This is a genomic window from Mesoterricola sp. MK458, from assembly GCF_055384935.1.
In genome coordinates this window covers 4,697,431-4,712,592 of record NZ_AP045075.1, presented here as the reverse complement: position 1 = coordinate 4,712,592, position 15,162 = coordinate 4,697,431, and the positions used below count along the sequence as shown (strand labels likewise).

Genomic DNA, 15,162 nt, shown 5'->3' with positions numbered 1-15,162 from the left:
AACCCGCGCCAAGGCTATCCCAAATTGCCCGGCCCTTGCGTCAAGGCCCTGGGGACGTCATGATGGAGGTTCTGGCAGCCGTAGCTCAGTTGGATAGAGTATTGGCCTCCGAAGCCAAGGGTCGCGCGTTCGAGTCGCGCCGGCTGCACCAGTCAGAGAAGGGGTTCGACGAGCGTCGAACCCCTTGTTTTTGGTTCTTCTGGTCGCCGGTTGGCACGCGCCTGTCCGAGCCCAAGGGTCATCGAGCCATGGTGGGCAGCGTCAGGGAACCCGAGTGGACCAAACCATGCCCAACCATCGACTCAGTGGTAGCTCACCGAAAGCCGGTACAGGAAGCGCTCCAGCACAAAGCAGTCCAGGACACGCTGGAACGCCCCCCCCTGGCCTTGGCCAGATTCAAGAGGCGCTGACGGACCGATGCCGCGACATCCTGCTTCACAGCATCGCCTCCAGGTAGGGCCGCATCACATTGACCTGGTGGAACGCCTCAGCCATCAGCCGCAGATCCCCCGGCCTCATTCCTTGGCGAAGCCCTCCCCGGAGCGCGGCCATCGCGGTCCCCACCCCGATCCGGTTCCGGAACCGGAAGCAATCCACGATGGTGCGGGCCTTCGAAGTCAGGCGCACTTCCACGCCCTCGATCCTGTGCACTTCGACCCCGGTTTCCATCGCGAGAGGAGCATACCGCACCACCCGCACCCTGAGGTCCGAAGCACGGGGCGCCGGAGCGTTGGCAGGAAGCGCCAGCCAGACTTGGTTCGGCGTCTCGTCGCCGAGTTCATGGAAACGCAGCGCGGAAAGCAGACAGATGAGACCGCGGGGGAATCTTTTGGACACCTCCGCAAGCGCATGATGTTCTGAGATTTCGGCTGAAGAGAGCATGTAAATGCCCCGCCCCACCCGATTCAGCACACCGCGTTCAGCCAGCCGCTGCAGGTAGGCCTGGGCGATGCCAAGCGGCCTGAGGTCCCGCGGTCGAACCATGCCATTGGCCTTGGCCATTTTCAGGATGAGGTCACGTTTGCTGTCCATCTCGGATTCAAAAATACGCCATAGTTATTACCAAGCATATGCTTTTTTTGAATATTATCCAACTATAATTATTTCTACATTTATTCAACAAGGCCCATTTGGCTCCGAAGCCAAGGGTCGCGCGTTCGAGTCGCGCCAGCTGCACCCACAACCAGCCCTGAAATCCATGCACTGCATAGGTTTCAGGGCTTTTCGACCGTCCGCACAAACCATCTGCGCAACGGTTTTCAGCCGAAAGCCCCGCTGGGTCCACGTTTCAATCTGGGCAGCCCTTCTCGGGCGCGCGTGTCCTCTTCCCAGGACTCCCCTACTGCTTAGCAGATGACATATTCGCTTGAATTTTATTTATATCAAATTTCTCTTTCGAGAACTGAACATGAGAGATGGAATAGTAAAGAAGATTTAACGCTGCATCCCAGCTGATGTCATTCATTTCAGGAGAACTTACCGTGAGGACCGAACCGTCTTGATACCGTGAGAAGAACAGGTGGCGCTTGGCATCCCCCTCGGCGGGTTTCTCCGGACCGGCGTCCCAGAAGATCACTGGAGTTCCATCCAGCAGCGTCCCCTCCCAGGACCTCAGGACACAGTCCGCGCCTGCGATTTCCTGCAGGTACCGATACTCCCAATTCCGGTGGGCAATCAGGATGGATCGGGGATCCTTCGGCCTGCCTTCGTCATAGAATTGGGTCACTTCGGTAGAAACGACTTCGACTGTGACATTATCCACAGTGAATATGGCGCGTTCCTCCCCATATCCAGAGAATTTACGACCTTCCATATGCATCTTGAAATAGGGCGCAGATCGGTTCCAAATGACAACCATTCCATGAGGATCTTTGATCGCAGCCACATCAACATCATTCGCGATATGGGCCTTTTCTTTTTGCTTCTCCAAGGCTTGAGTACGAGTTGTCACGACCTCATCACGTTGTCCTGCAGTCGCTTCACAGGCAATCCTGACCGCGTTTAATCTAATCCTTGGAGCAAGATCAACGCCATGCATCCAGGCGTCAAAGGCTGGTTTTACATGTTTATAGACCGTATCGGTTGAATCACATAGGATGTCGACCCCAACCCGATTATGAAAGGAAAACGATCTTCTAATAATATGTGTGTACCCACCATATTCCGTCGATCCTTCGACCTGAAGCCTGTCCCCTTCTCGGCTGGAGTTGGAAACTTTGATTATGTTTCCCCTCTGGAGATATTCCGAAAACGCCTTCAGGTCTATCCGGTCATCCGGGAATTTCCATACGGTGATTGACATCATCGGCTTGACATCAACCCCTCTGGAGTCCCGGATCCCGGTGTGGACAAAGGCACGTTGTTGCCTGTCCGGGCGAGGCTCACCCCCCAGGTCGACCTCCTGCCAGACCGCGGGGTCTGGCGCGGTGAAAGTGACATCCACATTGCTTCCTTCGAAACGGATGACGGTGCCTTGCGGCTTGGGGGTTCCAGGCTCCGCACAATCGCCTCGACCTGAGACCACCTGAAGAATCAGGAACGCGACAATCGAGCTTGAGAAAACCTTGCAGAATTTCATCCAAACCCCCGTTGGCGGTCGACATCCAGGCTGCTGTGGCGGCATTGACACCTATCCTAAACATTGTTGACCCGATGGGCCAGACCGGGCGGAAGGGTGGATGATGGAGCCAGGATCCCCCCACCCCAGGAGTCCCGATGGGCGTTTCGAACCTCGAGGAACTGATCGCCGTCCGCAAGCGGGAGCGGGAGGAGGAGCAGCTGACCCACACCCTCGAGACGGCCCGGGCCGTGGACGAGGCCCTGGGGCCGCGGGTGCTGGAGGCCCTGGGGGCGGACCACGGCTGGGAGGCCAACAACGCCACCGCCCTGCGGCGCTTCCACCTGCGCACCGGGGAGTACCACCTGGTGCTCACGGCCATGCGGGGCGTGTTCCGGGTCGAACTGGAGCTGCGGCACGTGGACCAGCGCTTCGCCCCCCTGGCCAAGCGCACCCCGCTGGCGGAGGTTTCCGAGGACTGGTTCCTTAACGCCGTGGAGGCGCTCTCCACCCAGGTCCAGGACCGGCTCACGAGCCCGAAGAACTTCGCCTGAGGTGCTCCTTGGCCAGGGCCAGGAACCGCTCCCGGGCGAAGGCGTGGTCCACGATGGGCGACGGATACCCGGTGGGCAGGCCCGCCTCCCAGGGGCTGTGGATGGCCCGGGAAGGCAGCGCCGCCAGTTCGGGAACCCAGGCGCGCACGTACGCGCCGTCCGGGTCGAAGCGCCGGCCCTGGAGCACGGGGTTGAACACCCGGAACCAGGGCTGGGCGTCGCACCCGCAGCCGGCGCTCCACTGCCAGCCCATGGAGTTGTTGGCCAGGTCCGCGTCCTGGAGATGGGCCAGGTAGTGGGCCTCCCCCAGGCGGTAGTCCACCAGCAGGTGCTTGACCAGGAAGCTGGCCGCCACCATGCGGGCACGGTTGTGCACGTACCCGGTGGCCAGGAGCTGCCGGGCCGCCGCGTCCACGATGGGGTAGCCGGTGCGGCCCTCGACCCAGGCCTGGAACAGGGCCGGGTCGCTGCGCCACGGAAAGCCCCGGAAGGCGCCCTGGAACGGATCCTCCAGGACGCCGGGCCACTCCCGCAGGAGGTGATGGGCGAATTCCCTCCACACCAGCTGGCGCTGCCAGGCTTCCGCGCCCGGACGGCCCGAGGCGGCGGCCCAGCAGGAGGCCGCGCTCACCCGCCCGAAGTGCAGGTCCGCGGACAGGCGGGAGGTGCCCTCCCGGTCCATGCGGTCCCGGCCCTGGGCGTAGTCCGCCAGCCGGTCCTCCAGGAAGGGCGCCAGCAGGTCGGGAAGCAAGGGTCCGGCGGGCCAGCGGGGGAGTTCAGGCAGGGCGGCCAGCCGCCGGGGCGCCGCCAGGGGAACCTCCAGGCGGGCTTCCCGCTGGAAGGTCCGGTGGAAGGCCGTGAAGACCCGGTGGCGGCCCAGGGGACCCGTGAGGGTCTCCCCGGGAAAGAGCCGCAGGGGGCACGGGAGTTCCCGGGCCATGTGGGCCTCCAGGGCCTGGGCGGCGGGCTCCGTGAAGCCGTGGGCCAGCACGGCGGTGGCCCCCAGGCGGGCGGCGAGGCGCGGCAGTTCCTCCAGGGGGTCACCGGGCAGCCAGGCAAGACCGGACCCCAGGCCCTCCAACCGTGCGGCCAGATCCCCCAGTCGGGGCGCCAGCCGCTCAGGAACCGGCCCCAGGAAGACCGGAACGGCCCCGGATCCCGCCTCCGCCAGGGGTCCGTGGTCCGCGACGCGCAGGTCCTTTTCCCTGAACCAGACCAGGTTGGTCAACCGTTTCTCCTTGAGTTTGCTAACGATTCCGCTCGCGGGTGAGGCCCGATCTTTTCGGCTAACCTGGAGGGGAAACGGAGAGGCCCATGCCCGAGACCGCCATTACGTTCGACGACGTCCTGATGATACCGGCGTACAACCACCACGAGTCCCGCCGGATCGTGGACATCAGCATGACCGACAAGAGCGGCAAGCTCACCCTGGACCTGCCCATCATGACGGCCAATATGGACACCATCACCGAGGACGCCATGGCCGACTTCATCGGCGGACGGGGCGGCATCGGCACCCTGCACCGGTTCTGCTCCATCGAGGAGAACGTGGCCATGTTCCTGCGCTGCAAGACCCGGGTCTTCTGCTCGGTGGGCACCTCCGAGAAGGAGATGGAGCGGGTGGAGGCCCTCAAGGACGCGGGGGCCCAGTATTTCTGCGTGGATGTGGCGCACGGGCACGCCAAGTACGTGGGCAAGATGATCAAGCGCATGCGCCAGATGCTGCCCAACGAGTGCATCATGGCGGGCAACGTGGCCACCTACGCCGGGGCGGACTACCTGGCCTCGGTGAAGGCCGACATCATCAAGGTGGGCATCGGGCCGGGCAGCGTCTGCACCACCCGCATCAAGACCGGCTTCGGCGTCCCCCAGGTGACCGCCATCCAGGAATGCGCCCGGGCCGACCGGTCCATCGTGGCCGACGGCGGCATCCGCTACCCCGGCGACATCGTGAAGGCCCTGGCCTTCGGCGCCGATTTCGTGATGGTGGGAGGCATGCTGGCGGGCACCCGGCCCACGCCGGGCGACCCCATCCTCAACGAAAAGGGCGAGCCCACCCACAAGAGCTACCGGGGCATGGCCAGCAAGGAGGCGGCTGACGACCACCTGGGCGGCCTTACCGGCTGGAAGACCGCCGAGGGGGTGGCCACCAAGGTGCCGTACCGGGAGGACGAGGAGGAGATCATCGCGGACATCGTCGGCGGGCTCCGCTCCGGCCTCACCTACGCCGGGGCCAACACCATCCGGGAGCTCCAGCGCAAGCTCAACTACATGGTCGTTTCCCCCGCCTCGCGCGTGGAGAGCCTTCCCCACAAGCTGCTGCAGTAGGGGATGGACATGGCCGAGAAGCGCTACTTCAGCTACAACGAGATCCACCAAACCGTGGCCGCCCTGTCCCGGGAGATCCTGGCCAGCGGCTTCGACCCCGACGTCACGGTGGCCATCGGCACCGGCGGCTTCATCCCCGCGCGCATCCTCAAGACCTACCTGAAGAAGCCCATCCTCACCGTGGGCGTCAAGCTCTACGGGGACGACAACACCATGGAGGGCGGCCCCTCCAAGGTGCAGTGGATCGACGAGGTGGAGCGCAAGCTCAAGGGCCGCAGGGTCCTGCTCATCGACGAGGTGGACGACACGCGCACGACCCTGGCGTACTGCCTGCGCGAACTCCTGTCCCACCAGCCCGCGGAGATCGCGGTCGCGGTGCTCCACTGCAAGGACAAGGCGAAGCTGGACCAGATCCCGCCCCAGGTGACCCGCTACTGGGCCGGGCAGCACCTGGACGACATCTGGGTGGTCTATCCCTGGGACGCCGTGGACATCGACGAGCATTCCAGCCGGGCCGGTTCATGAGCGGCTTGGAAATTCGCCGGGGTAATTTAGTTTGAAATTGTGAAGTGATTAGATTTTAATTATGCATTAAAACAAGTTATATAAGCCTGTACGGATGTAACCCTTAGAAATAAGTGCTTCCAAATTCCATATATGGGCTTATCTTTCCCTTGAGGTCCACAAATCCGCCCGGACGGGCGGACGTGGAAATCAGGAGGAACCGATGAACCAAGTCGTCGCCCGTTACCTGGATGGCCACCTCCTCAAGGGCCATACGGTCGATTTCCTCCCCACCAGCGACCGCTTCCACCTGTTCCCGGCCGGGTCCTACCCCGGGTCCAGGCCCCTGGAGATCGACGTGCACGACCTCAAGGGCGTCTTCTTCGTGAAGAACCTGCAGGGCAACCCCGCGCACGTGAAGCGCAACATCTTCGAGCCCACCAACCTCACCCCCGGCAAGAAGATCCGGGTGGTGTTCAAGGACGGGGAGGTGCTCCTGGGGCATGCCCAGGGCTACCACCCCGAGCGCAAGGGCTTCTTCATCATGCCCGCGGACCAGCGGAGCAACAACGAGCGCTGCTACGTGGTCTCCTCCGCCACCCGGGAGGTGTCGGTCATCGCGTCCTGAACATCAGGTCCAGGTCCTCCTTGAGGCCCTGGAGATCCTCCTCGTGCTCCACCTCCTGGGTGAGGATGGTCAGCGCGATGTTGTACGTGACGGGATCGGCCTCGCGGGTGATGTCCATCAGGTTCTTGTAGACCGAGATGGCGCACTGTTCCCCGGCGATGTTCTGGTCCAGCAGGGTTCCCACGTAGGGGTCGGCCGGGGCGTCGTAGGCGCAGGGGCTGAACTCGGTCCACTGGGCCGGGGCGAGCACCGGCGTGCCGCCCAGCTGGATGATGCGGTTGCTCAGCAGCAGGGCGTGGCCCAGCTCCTCGGTGGCGTGGAGGTTCAGTTCGGCGGCCACCGCGTCCTTCATGGGGCCCTTGATGAGCTTGGCGCCCAGCCAGTACTGGTAGTAGGCCAGCCATTCGCTGGCGTAGGCGGCATTGAGCAGCCTGAGGAGCTCGTTGACATCCATTCCGACGATCGAGGTTCCACGCGTTCCCATGGGAGTCTCCTTCGGGGCCAAGGATACCCCAGATGTGATCGACTTGCATGGCGCCCTCGCTACAATCCACTGTCCAGAACGAATGGAAACGCCGGAGGCTCGCATGTTCGACATTGAAGGGTCCATGGACCAGCAGATCCTCGCCGAAGGCAGGACGCGGCCGGCCGTGGTCTTCCCCGAAGCCCTGGATCCCCGCATCATCGAGGCCGCCTGCAACCTCACCCGCTTCGCCCGGCCCGTGTTCCTGGCCACCGAGCCGGAAGTGCGGGAGGTCATCGCCCGGGACCTGGCCCACCTGGACCCCACCCGCGTGGCCTTCGCCCTCTCCGAGAGCGCCTTCGTGGACATCGGCAAGCGCCCCGACCTGGTCGAGCAGTTCGCGCGGCTCCACCAGGAGGAGCAGCGCGCCGCGGGCCGCGAGGTGAACCTCTTCGACGCCATGTGCTGGGCCTCCGTGCCCGTGAATTTCGGCATCAGCGCGGTGGCCCAGGGCCACGCGGACACCGTGGTGGGCGGCGTGGCCACCGGGGAGAAACAGTTCTTCCGGCCCATGCTCCAGGCGCTCCGGGCCCAGGAGCACTGCTGCGAGGCGGGGATCTTCGTCCTTCCCGACGAGCATCCCAAGGACATCATGAACGAGAATATCGTCGTGTTCGGGGACGTGGGCGTCAACGCCGTCATGACCCCCGAGGCCCTGGCGGCCGCGGCCGTGGGCACCTGCGCCATCGCCCGCGACCTCATTCCCGAATCCGTGCTGCCGGTGATCCACGGCGCCATCGTCTCCTATTCCAACCGCGGCTCCGACGAGGGCCCCGGCCCCGACCTGGTGCGCCAGGCCACCGCCCTGGTGCCCGCCCTGCTGGAGCAGCGCGTGCAGCGCGGCGAGCGCTACCGGTCCATCCAGATCGAGGGCGAGGTGAAGGTTAACGTCGCCCTCTCCCAGCGGTCGGCCACCTACTACCAGGGCGGCAAGGACGTGAGATGGCCGGGCTCGGCCAACGTGATCATCTGCCCCAACCTCGACATGGGCAACCTGCTCTACCACCTCTACGCCACCCGCTTCCCCGACGCCAAGAAGTTCCCCGTGCTCTTCGGCCTGCGCTTCAAGGGCGTGGATCTGGCCATGGACTGCACCCCCGAGGACATCCGCCTCGCGGTCAAGGCCTCGGTGCTTCGCATGCTGAAGTACGGCGCCTGGGACGAGACGCCCAAGGACACCTTCTTCCGCCGCTACCGGGTGCTCGCCATCAACCCCGGCTCCACCTCCACCAAGATCGCCTTCTTCGAGGGCGACAAGGAGCGCTTCACCCAGGAGCTGCAGCATTCCGCCGAGGAGCTGGCGCCCTTCGACGGCAAGAACATCACCGCCCAGTTCGCGTTCCGCAAGGACGCCATCCTGAAGTTCCTGGCCGACAGCGGCCTGACCGTGGACGCCCTGGACGCCGTGTCGGGCCGGGGCGGCCTCCTGTGGCCCATGTCCCACGGCACCTTCAGCGTCAACGACGCCATGGCCCGGGACCTCCTGGACGGCGTGCAGGGCGACCACGCCTCGAACCTGGGCGGCCTCATCGCCCGGGAGCTGGTGGCCGGCTCGACCCGCCCCGCCTTCATCGTGGACCCGGTGGTGGTGGACGAGGTGGACGAGGTGGCCCGGATCACCGGCGTCAAGCGCATCCGCAGGGTCGTCATCAGCCACGCCCTGAACCAGATCGCCACGGCCCGCCGCTACGCCGAAGAAAAGGAGACCTTCTACGAGCGCATCAACGTCGTCGTCGCCCACCTGGGCGGAGGCATCTCCGTGGGCGCCCACTGCAAGGGACGCTACGTGGACGTGAACAACGCCCTGGACGGCGAGGGTCCCTTCACCCCCCAGCGCTCCGGGTCCCTGCCCGTGGGCCAGCTCATCGACCTGTGCTTCTCGGGGGAGCTCACCCGCGACGAACTCAAGCGCCTCAACAAGGGCCGGGGCGGCCTCATCGACCTGCTGGGCACCGCCGACCTGAGGGCCCTGGAGGCCCGCTACCTGGCCGGGGAGGCCGAGGTGGTGCTGGTGATGGACGCCATGGCCTACCAGATCGCCAAGTGGATCACCTCCCTCCTGCCCGCCTTCAAGGGCCAGCCCGTGGACCAGGTGCTCCTGACCGGCGGCATGGCCCGCTGCCGGCCCACCGTGGACGCCATCCGCAAGTCCATCGCGGCCCTGGGCTGCGGCGTCACCATCTACCCCGGGGAAAATGAAATGGCCGCCCTGGCCAAGGGCGCCCTCCGGGTCCTGGCCGGCAAGGAAACCGCAAAGACTTATACCGGACGGGCCCAGTAATTCCCCCATTCCGGGAGGCCTTCGGCAGACCCTGATAAATTAACATTTGCTTAAAAAATGGGCATATATTGCGGGCTTCAAGTCGAATATAAATTATTATTTGTCCGCATTTTTGGCCTCCTCCGGCAGGTTGCGAATTCCGGGGATCACCCTATCTTGATATCCCCGGTCGAGACGGGACCCGCGTGGCGGGAGGTGGCCGTGTCCGAAGGAACGACGATGAACGTGCTGGCCCTGGAGACGTTGCTCCAGGACGTCGCGCCGCCCTTCCAGGATGACGTCCTGACCGTTCTCGTGAAGGAGGGGTTCGAGATCACGCGTGGTATTCCCAACCTGCAACTGCCCCAAGAGATCGATGAGTCGATCGGATGGCTGGCGGACGCCCGGTTCGGGGATACCTGGGCCCGGCTCCACCGCCTGCTGGTTCACGCGGCGACGGACGGGACCCTCGTGGATCTGAGTTTCGGGGCCGGCAGCTCCTGAGGGGGGATTGTGCTGCCGGCCCCGCGGGGGAAGGGCTACTTGGCGGTGAGGGCCGCCAGGGTGATGGAGTAGAGCTTGGTCCGGACGCTGTCGCCCCGGGAGCTCAGGATGCAGGGGGCCTTGGCCCCGGCCACCATGGCCGCCAGCTCGCACCCGGCGAGCTTGCTGCTGGTCTTGTAGAACACGTTGCCGGCGTCGATGTTGGGGAACACCAGGCAGTCCGCGTCCCCGGCCACGTCCCCGGCGATGCCCTTGGTGGCGGCGGATTCCGCATCCACGGCCACGTCGAGGGCCATGGGGCCGTCCACGAACGCGCCCTTGATCTGGCCCCGCTCAGCCATCTTCGCGATGATCGCCGCGTCCAGGGTGGCCTGGACCTTGGGGAGCACCTGCTCGGAGGCCGCGATGAGCGCCACCTTGGGCCGGGCGATGCCCAGGGCCTGGGCCACGCCCACGACGTAGTTCGTGATGGCCACCTTCTCCTTGAGGTCGGGATAGGGCAGCACCGCCACGTCGCCGCAGACGATGAGCTTGGGGTAGGTCGGGAACTGGATGACCGACACGTGGGAGAGGATGGCGCCGGGATCCATGAGGCCGGCTTCCTTGTTCAGGATGGCGCGCATGTACTTGTCCGTGCTCACCAGGCCCTTCATGAGGATCTGGCCGCCGGCGCTCCTGACCAGGGCCACGGCCTTGGCGGCAGCGCGGGTGTCCACGGGTTCGTGCACGAAGGTGAACCGGGCGGGGTCGAAGCCGTGGTCGGCGCACACCTGGCGCATCACGGCCTCGTCGCCCACCAGCGTGGCCTCGACGATGCCGCGTTCCACGGCGTCGTGCACCGCCTCGATGGTGTGGGAATCGTTGGCGTAGGCGGCCACCAGACGCCGGCGAGGCCTGGCCTTGACGGCTTCGAGCATCTGTTCGAGACGGGTGATGGACATCAAGACCTCCGGTGGCGTTGCGTTCAAGGCGTCCAGAGAAGTGTACAACGGCCTTCCGGCCGCCCCGGGGCGTTGTGACGCCCATCATCCGGTAGGATGGAGCCATGGCGAATCCACTGGCAGTGATCCTTGGGGGCGGGCCGGGCATCGGCCTCGCCGCGGCGCTCCGCTTCCGCCGGGAAGGCTTCCGCGTGGCCCTGGTGGCCCGGCCCGGCGACGACCTGGAGGGCTTCGGACGGGCCCTGGACGGCGGCCTCGTCCTGGGCGCGGACCTGGCCGGCGGCGTCCCCACCGACGCCATCGAGACCTGGGGCGGCCTGCCCCGGGTGCTCCTGTACAACGCCTCCGCCGGCGTCCCGGGGCCCGCGGCGGACCTCGCGCCCGAACAGGCCCTGGCCGACCTCCGGGTGAACGTGGCCGCGGCCCTGGCGGGGGCGCGCTGGGCCCTGCCCGCCATGCGGGCCGCGGGCGAGGGCACCCTGCTCTTCACCGGCGGAGGCATCGGCCTCAAGCCCCAGGCGGGTCTGGCCTCCGCGTCCCTGGGCAAGGCCGCCCTGCGCAGCCTGGCGCTCAGCTTCGCGGAAGAACTCGAGCCCGAGGGCATCCACGCCGCCCTCGTCACGGTGCGCGGCTTCGTGCAGCCGGGGACAGCCCTGAGCCCCGAGGCGGTCGCCGCGTGCTTCTGGGAGCTCCACGCCCAGCCGCCCGGTTCCTGGGACAGGGAGCGGGTACTGCCCTAGAATGGTCCCGGGAAACCTCCGCGCCATGGCAAAACCTTTCTCAGACGATTCCAGGGACCACCAGGCCGGGGCGGGCACCCGCACCGCGCCCCGCACGCGGCTAAGGCTCAGCCCCCCGGCCCTGTGGAAGGTCATCCTCCACAACGACGACTTCACCACCCGGGAATTCGTGGTGTCGATCCTCGAGACCGTCTTCCGGAAGCCCGAAGCCGAGGCGGTGCGGATCATGCTGGACGTGCACCGCCGGGGCACGGGCGTGGCGGGCGTCTACCCCTTCGACGTGGCCGACACCAAGGTGGCGCAGGTGCGCACCCTGGCCGAGGAGAAGGAGTTCCCGCTGCTGTGCACCCTCGAGCCGGAGGCCTGACGTGGCCGTGCCCACCCCCACCATCGCGCCCGCGCTGAACCAGTGCATCCAGGCCGCCTTCGCCGCGGCCCGGGAGGCCCGGCACGAGTACCTCACCCTGGAGCACCTGCTCCTGGCCCTCCAGGCCGACCCCCAGGTGGCGGGCGCCGTGGCGGCCTGCGGCGGGGACGCCGGGAAGCTGGGTACGGAGCTGCGGGTGTGGATGGAGGCGAACCTCGAGGTCCTGCCCCCGGGGGCCGCGTTCAACCCCATTCCCACCCTGGGCTTCAACCGGGTCATGGAGCAGGCCATCCTGCACACCATCTCCTCCGAGCGCGCCACCGTGGACAGCGGGGCGGTGCTGGTGGCCATCCTCGCCGAGAAGGAATCCCAGGCCGCCTACCTGCTGAAGCGCCAGGGCGTGAACCGCCTGCCCCTCCTCAAGCACCTCTCCCATGGCGGCGGCAAGCCCGGCAGCGGCGCCGCCCCGGCCGACGCGCCCGAGGGCGACGAGGAGGCCCCGGCCAAGGACCCCCTCAAGGCCTACGCCACCGACCTGGTGGCGCGCGCGGCGGAGGGGCGCATCGACCCGCTCATCGGGCGCGAGGAGGAGATGGACCGCATCATCCACGTGCTGAGCAGGCGCCGGAAGAACAACCCCCTGCTGGTGGGCGAGGCCGGTGTGGGCAAGACGGCCGTGGCCGAGGGCCTGGCCCTGCGCATCCACGAGGGCAAGGTGCCCGACGCCCTCAAGGGCGCGCGTTTCTTCTCCCTGGACATGGGTTCGCTCCTGGCCGGAACCCGCTACCGGGGCGACTTCGAGGAGCGCGTCAAGGCGGTGCTCGCGGCGCTGGCGGCCCATCCGGGCAGCCTGCTCTTCATCGACGAGATCCACACCCTGGTGGGGGCGGGGGCCGTGAGCGGCGGCGCCATGGACGCCTCCAACCTCCTCAAGCCCGTGCTGGCCAGCGGCGAGCTGCGCTGCATCGGCGCCACCACGTTCCAGGAGGCCAAGAGCTCCCTGGACCGGGACCGGCCCCTGTCGCGGCGCTTCCAGAAGGTGGAGATCAACGAGCCCACGGAGGCCGACAGCGTGGCCATCCTCAAGGGGCTGCGCCCGAAGTACGAGGAGCACCACGGCGTGAAGTTCTCCGACGCCGCCCTGGAGGCCGCGGTGCGCCTTTCCAGCCGCTACCTGCGGGACCTGGCCCTGCCCGACAAGGCCATCGACGTGCTGGACGAGGCCGGTGCCGCCCTGAAGCTCCAGCCCGGCCGCAGGCGCCGCAGGACCGTCTCCGAGGCCGACGTGGAGACGGTGGTGGCCCGCATGGCCCGCATGCCCATCCAGGCCGTGAACGCCGACGACCGCGAGAAGCTGGCCGGCCTCGAGGACGGCCTGAAGGCCGTGCTCTTCGGCCAGGACGAGGCCATCGCCAAGGTGTGCGGCGCCATCCGGCTATCGCGCTCCGGCCTGCGGGGCTTCGAACGGCCCGTGGGCTCGTTCCTCTTCGCGGGGCCCACCGGCGTGGGCAAGACCGAACTGGCCCGGCAGCTGGCGAAGATCCTGGACGTGGAGTTCATCCGCTTCGACATGTCCGAGTACATGGAAAAGCACGCCGTGAGCCGCCTCATCGGCGCCCCTCCCGGCTACGTGGGCTTCGAGGACGGCGGCCTCCTGGTGGACGCCGTGCGGAGGAACCCCCACGCCGTGGTCCTCCTGGACGAGATCGAGAAGGCCCACCCCGACATCTACGCCATCCTCCTCCAGGTCATGGACCACGCCACCCTCACCGACAACCACGGCCGCAAGGCCGACTTCCGCCACGCGGCCCTGATCATGACCACCAACGCCGGCGCCCGGAACCTCAGCCAGCGCAAGGTGGGCTTCGCCGACGCCGGCAGCGGCGGAAGCGCCCGGGGGGCCCTCGAGAAGGCCTTCAGCCCTGAGTTCCGCAACCGCCTGGACGCCATCGTCACCTTCGGCCCCCTGGGCAAACCCGAGATCCTGAAGGTCGTCGACAAGAACCTCAAGGAGCTGCAGGCGCTGCTGGACGAGAAGAACGTGACGCTGGAAGTCTCCAAGCCCGCCCGGGAATGGCTGGCGGAAAAGGGCTACGACCCCGCCTTCGGCGCCCGCCCCATGGCGCGGGTGGTGGAGGAGCACCTGAAGAAGCCCCTGGCCAGCGAGATCCTCTTCGGGGCGCTGAAGGACGGGGGCACGGCGAAGGTGGAGCGCAAGGGCGAAGGGTTGGGGATCGTTGCCAAAGGGGAGTAATGGCCCGGAACGGGTCGCCAGGAGAATCCGATGACCACCCCCGATCCCTCCCCCGACCTCCACCAGCGGCTCGACGAGCGCATGGCCATCATCCCCTATTCCCACATGGCCGGCATGACCATCGCCGCCGTGGACGGGGACGGCGTGACCCTTCACCAGCCTGCCCGGCCCGAATGGAGCGGGGACGTGACGCGCGACCGCATCCACACGGGGTGCATCTGCGCGCTGGCCGACACGGCGTGCGGGTTCGCGGTGGGGGCGGCGGTGGGGGAGGCGGGGAACTTCGCGACGCTGGACCTGCGCATGGACTACCTGCGCTCGGCGGACGCGGGCGGGGACCTCACGGCCCGGGCGCGCTGCCACCGGGTGTCCCGCAGCGTGGCCTTCGTCACCGGGGAGGTCCGCCAGCCGGGAAGCGATGACGCGGTCGCGCTGGTGAACGCCACGTTCATGCGCACGGCGGGGTCCGCCGGCGGCGGGCCGCGCCGGGCGCTCATTCCGGATGCGGACCTGAACCGGGTGTCGCCCGAGGCCCACGAGGCCGCCTCCCAGGCCACGCACCCCGCCATCCCCGAGGGCCGGTCGCCCTACGTGGACTTCCTGGGCGTGGTGATGCACCCCCAGGTGGAGGCCGGGCCCATCTTCCGGCTTCCCTTCCGGGACGTGCTCATCGGCAACCCCCTGCTGCCGGCCATCCACGGCGGCGTGCTGGCGGGGTTCGCGGAGACGGTGATGTTCATGCACCTGGTGGCCACCAACCCGCCCATGACCCCGGCCATCCCCAAGGCCGTGGACTTCGCCATCGACTACCTTCGGCCGGCCCGCCCGGTGGACACCTTCGGGCAGGGCATCACGATCCGCCTGGGCAACCGCGTCTCCCTGGTCCAGGCCAACCTCTGGCAGGAGGACCCCCGGCGGCCCGTGGCGGCCACCCGGGGGCACTGGCTGATGCCCCAGGGTTGAACCGGCCGATCGCTCCCTATTAATTGTTTTTTCCTATTC

General features: G+C 66.8%; 15 protein-coding genes, 1 tRNA gene and 1 pseudogene. 12 read left to right on the top strand and 5 right to left on the bottom strand.

What is annotated here, in order from left to right; all coding sequences use genetic code 11:
• Positions 1–74 precede the first annotated feature (74 nt).
• Positions 75–151: transfer RNA gene (locus tag ACZ5LB_RS20555), tRNA-Arg, on the top strand.
• 284 nt (positions 152–435) lie between these two features.
• On the opposite strand, the gene ACZ5LB_RS20550 is transcribed toward ACZ5LB_RS20555, so the two are convergent.
• Positions 436–1,032: a type IV toxin-antitoxin system AbiEi family antitoxin domain-containing protein gene (locus tag ACZ5LB_RS20550; protein WP_464604078.1), complete on the bottom strand. Its 597-nt coding sequence runs from the start codon at positions 1,030–1,032 to the stop codon at positions 436–438.
• Between the two features lie 307 nt (positions 1,033–1,339).
• A complete protein-coding gene (locus ACZ5LB_RS20545) occupies positions 1,340–2,578 on the bottom strand; it encodes a hypothetical protein (RefSeq protein ID WP_464604077.1) in 1,239 nt (412 codons plus the stop codon).
• 137 nt (positions 2,579–2,715) lie between these two features.
• On the opposite strand from ACZ5LB_RS20545, the gene ACZ5LB_RS20540 reads away from it, so the two are divergent.
• Complete coding sequence (locus tag ACZ5LB_RS20540; protein WP_464604076.1) at positions 2,716–3,111, top strand: hypothetical protein; 396 nt, start codon at positions 2,716–2,718, stop codon at positions 3,109–3,111.
• On the opposite strand, the gene ACZ5LB_RS20535 is transcribed toward ACZ5LB_RS20540, so the two are convergent.
• Positions 3,086–4,339 (bottom strand): cryptochrome/photolyase family protein, encoded by a 1,254-nt coding sequence (locus ACZ5LB_RS20535; RefSeq protein WP_464604075.1) that lies wholly within the window; start codon positions 4,337–4,339, stop codon positions 3,086–3,088. The two genes, ACZ5LB_RS20540 and ACZ5LB_RS20535, sit on opposite strands and share 26 nt — an antisense overlap.
• An 86-nt stretch (positions 4,340–4,425) precedes the next feature.
• Here ACZ5LB_RS20535 and ACZ5LB_RS20530 point away from each other — a divergent pair, with 86 nt between their 5' ends.
• From ACZ5LB_RS20530 to ACZ5LB_RS20520, 3 genes are all read left to right on the top strand, one after another.
• Positions 4,426–5,439, top strand: coding sequence for a guanosine monophosphate reductase (locus tag ACZ5LB_RS20530; protein ID WP_464604074.1), 1,014 nt, complete (start codon positions 4,426–4,428; stop codon positions 5,437–5,439).
• 9 nt (positions 5,440–5,448) lie between these two features.
• Positions 5,449–5,964 carry a phosphoribosyltransferase gene (locus ACZ5LB_RS20525; protein ID WP_464604073.1) on the top strand — a complete coding sequence of 172 codons (516 nt, stop codon included), beginning with the start codon at positions 5,449–5,451 and terminating at the stop codon, positions 5,962–5,964.
• Positions 5,965–6,166: 202 nt separating this feature from the next.
• The gene (locus ACZ5LB_RS20520; protein WP_464604072.1) at positions 6,167–6,571 is read left to right on the top strand and encodes a DUF6982 domain-containing protein; all 405 of its coding nucleotides are present in this window, start codon (positions 6,167–6,169) and stop codon (positions 6,569–6,571) included.
• Here the strand turns inward: ACZ5LB_RS20520 and ACZ5LB_RS20515 are convergent.
• Positions 6,558–7,055, bottom strand: coding sequence for a ferritin-like domain-containing protein (locus ACZ5LB_RS20515; RefSeq protein WP_464604071.1), 498 nt, complete (start codon positions 7,053–7,055; stop codon positions 6,558–6,560). The two genes, ACZ5LB_RS20520 and ACZ5LB_RS20515, sit on opposite strands and share 14 nt — an antisense overlap.
• On the opposite strand from ACZ5LB_RS20515, the pseudogene ACZ5LB_RS20510 reads away from it, so the two are divergent.
• The 3 genes and pseudogenes from ACZ5LB_RS20510 to ACZ5LB_RS20500 all read left to right on the top strand — a co-directional run.
• Positions 7,054–8,142 (top strand): annotated as a pseudogene (locus ACZ5LB_RS20510) (phosphate acyltransferase); the annotation flags it as partial. The gene ACZ5LB_RS20515 and the pseudogene ACZ5LB_RS20510 sit on opposite strands and share 2 nt — an antisense overlap.
• Before the next feature lie 90 nt (positions 8,143–8,232).
• Positions 8,233–9,375, top strand: coding sequence for a butyrate kinase (buk, locus tag ACZ5LB_RS20505; protein ID WP_464606344.1), 1,143 nt, complete (start codon positions 8,233–8,235; stop codon positions 9,373–9,375).
• Positions 9,376–9,576: 201 nt separating this feature from the next.
• Positions 9,577–9,858: a hypothetical protein gene (locus ACZ5LB_RS20500; RefSeq protein WP_464604070.1), complete on the top strand. Its 282-nt coding sequence runs from the start codon at positions 9,577–9,579 to the stop codon at positions 9,856–9,858.
• A gap of 35 nt (positions 9,859–9,893) precedes the next feature.
• Here the strand turns inward: ACZ5LB_RS20500 and ACZ5LB_RS20495 are convergent, their stop codons facing one another.
• A complete protein-coding gene (locus ACZ5LB_RS20495; RefSeq protein WP_464604069.1) occupies positions 9,894–10,799 on the bottom strand; it encodes a phosphate acyltransferase in 906 nt (301 codons plus the stop codon).
• 104 nt (positions 10,800–10,903) lie between these two features.
• On the opposite strand from ACZ5LB_RS20495, the gene ACZ5LB_RS20490 reads away from it, so the two are divergent.
• Genes ACZ5LB_RS20490 through ACZ5LB_RS20475 form a run of 4 tightly spaced genes read left to right on the top strand, consistent with a single transcriptional unit; the run spans position 10,904 to position 15,123 of the window.
• Entirely contained in the window at positions 10,904–11,539 is a 636-nt protein-coding gene (locus ACZ5LB_RS20490; protein ID WP_464604068.1) for an SDR family NAD(P)-dependent oxidoreductase, read from the top strand.
• 25 nt (positions 11,540–11,564) lie between these two features.
• Positions 11,565–11,906 (top strand): ATP-dependent Clp protease adaptor ClpS, encoded by a 342-nt coding sequence (locus ACZ5LB_RS20485; protein WP_464604067.1) that lies wholly within the window; start codon positions 11,565–11,567, stop codon positions 11,904–11,906.
• Positions 11,907–11,913: 7 nt separating this feature from the next.
• Entirely contained in the window at positions 11,914–14,160 is a 2,247-nt protein-coding gene (clpA, locus tag ACZ5LB_RS20480; protein WP_464606342.1) for an ATP-dependent Clp protease ATP-binding subunit ClpA, read from the top strand.
• 30 nt (positions 14,161–14,190) lie between these two features.
• The gene (locus ACZ5LB_RS20475; protein ID WP_464604066.1) at positions 14,191–15,123 is read left to right on the top strand and encodes a PaaI family thioesterase; all 933 of its coding nucleotides are present in this window, start codon (positions 14,191–14,193) and stop codon (positions 15,121–15,123) included.
• Positions 15,124–15,162: the final 39 nt, after the last annotated feature.

Excerpts from the sequence above, each read along its gene's own strand:
- ACZ5LB_RS20550 (WP_464604078.1), bottom strand. The coding sequence starts at position 1,032 with ATGGACAGCAAACGTGACCTCATCCTGAAAATGGCCAAGGCCAATGGC.
- ACZ5LB_RS20545 (WP_464604077.1), bottom strand. The coding sequence starts at position 2,578 with ATGAAATTCTGCAAGGTTTTCTCAAGCTCGATTGTCGCGTTCCTGATT.
- ACZ5LB_RS20540 (WP_464604076.1), top strand. The coding sequence starts at position 2,716 with ATGGGCGTTTCGAACCTCGAGGAACTGATCGCCGTCCGCAAGCGGGAG.
- ACZ5LB_RS20530 (WP_464604074.1), top strand. The coding sequence starts at position 4,426 with ATGCCCGAGACCGCCATTACGTTCGACGACGTCCTGATGATACCGGCG.
- ACZ5LB_RS20525 (WP_464604073.1), top strand. The coding sequence starts at position 5,449 with ATGGCCGAGAAGCGCTACTTCAGCTACAACGAGATCCACCAAACCGTG.
- ACZ5LB_RS20520 (WP_464604072.1), top strand. The coding sequence starts at position 6,167 with ATGAACCAAGTCGTCGCCCGTTACCTGGATGGCCACCTCCTCAAGGGC.
- ACZ5LB_RS20515 (WP_464604071.1), bottom strand. The coding sequence starts at position 7,055 with ATGGGAACGCGTGGAACCTCGATCGTCGGAATGGATGTCAACGAGCTC.
- buk (WP_464606344.1), top strand. The coding sequence starts at position 8,233 with ATGCTGAAGTACGGCGCCTGGGACGAGACGCCCAAGGACACCTTCTTC.
- ACZ5LB_RS20495 (WP_464604069.1), bottom strand. The coding sequence starts at position 10,799 with ATGTCCATCACCCGTCTCGAACAGATGCTCGAAGCCGTCAAGGCCAGG.
- ACZ5LB_RS20490 (WP_464604068.1), top strand. The coding sequence starts at position 10,904 with ATGGCGAATCCACTGGCAGTGATCCTTGGGGGCGGGCCGGGCATCGGC.
- ACZ5LB_RS20485 (WP_464604067.1), top strand. The coding sequence starts at position 11,565 with ATGGCAAAACCTTTCTCAGACGATTCCAGGGACCACCAGGCCGGGGCG.
- ACZ5LB_RS20475 (WP_464604066.1), top strand. The coding sequence starts at position 14,191 with ATGACCACCCCCGATCCCTCCCCCGACCTCCACCAGCGGCTCGACGAG.